General features: G+C 37.4%; 1 protein-coding gene. It reads left to right on the top strand.

Going from position 1 to position 1,407, the window contains the following annotated elements; translation table 11 throughout:
• The first annotated feature begins 135 nt into the window (after nt 1–135).
• Nucleotides 136–1,257, top strand: coding sequence for an IS4 family transposase (locus tag ERX29_RS10735; RefSeq protein WP_133444676.1), 1,122 nt, complete (start codon nt 136–138; stop codon nt 1,255–1,257).
• Nucleotides 1,258–1,407: the final 150 nt, after the last annotated feature.

The raw sequence follows: 1,407 nt of genomic DNA, 5'->3' as shown, positions 1-1,407 counted from the left end.
TAGTGTTGCATAAAAATATTTCAACCTACGGTTTTAAATGGAATATTCTAAAAATTTATTTTCTGTACAAAAAAAGTCCTTTATAATGGTTGGAGGTAGTAATACACATCCAAATCCAATACAAAGGATCTCAACATGGATAAGTTTACTAGAAAATCATCATTTGAACAATGGATTTCACCGATAGATTTCAAGAAAATTTCTCAACAGGTGAAAATCCTGAACTTAGACTACTATACAAAGAAGCTAGATACCTGTGCTTTCATTAAACTCCTGTTATATTCACAGTTATTTGAGACCGAAAGTCTACGAGCTGTCAGTGACAGTGTTTTTTCAGAGAAACTTCAGAAAACCTTAGGTTTTGATTCTATCAGCTATTCTCAGCTCAGTAGAAAACTATCTGACGTTCCCACACAGATTTTTAAGGATATCTTCAGTCAGCTATTAGACCAGATCCAGAAGGAGACGCATTTTAATCAGAAGAGAAAGATCACTACACCATTGAAGATCATTGACTCAAGTACACTGCCTCTGAACCTTCATCACTATCGCTGGGCAAAGTTCAGAAAAACAAAGTCAGGTGTCAAGCTGCACTTACGGTTGGTTCACATGGAAGATCATGATTCATATCCAGATGATTTTTACCTTACCAATGCCTGTGAGAATGATCAGAATCATCTTGAGCTTTTAGTGGATGACAAGGAATGTATGTACGTTTTTGATCGTGGATATGTACAGTACAGCAGATTTGATGAAATGACTGATGAAGGCTACTTCTTTGTATCCAGATTACGGAGTAATGCGGTTCATAGAGTCATTCACGATTTTGGTGCCGGCGAACAGAGCAGCGTCATTTCAGATGAGATGGTGGTTCTTGGAACAACGACTAACAGGACAGAGCATTACTTTCGCCGTGTGACTGTTCAGGATGAAAAAGGCAAAAACCTTGTCTTAGTGACCAATAGATTTGACTTATCTCCGGAGGAGATCGGCGAAATCTACAAATCACGCTGGGCGATTGAACTGTTCTTTAAATGGATCAAGCAGCATCTGAACGTCAAAACATTTTACGGCTGTTCGGAGACAGCTGTCTCCAATCAGGTTTATATCGCTTTGATTGTCTACTGTTTGAATATGCTGATTAAGTTGAAGAATAATAGTAGAAAGAGTATTCTGCAGATCACCAGGTTACTTAAAGCCTCTATATGGAGCAAGGGACACCATCTGATTCGTAGAATCAGGGGGCCTATCCCCTGATAGTTACTAAAAAATGTCGCTTAGTTATTACGTAATTACATCAGTAAAAAAATGGATGATCGCTACCTCTGTTTAGGTGTTTTCAATTTTTAAATTTTCGTAGAAAATAAAAGTTCAGAAAATTCTGTATTTATTTATGCAACACTAGTG

The sequence above is a fragment of the Macrococcus lamae genome (assembly GCF_004359545.1).
Taxonomy (GTDB): domain Bacteria; phylum Bacillota; class Bacilli; order Staphylococcales; family Staphylococcaceae; genus Macrococcus; species Macrococcus lamae.
This window is presented reverse-complemented; position numbering and strand designations above follow the sequence as displayed.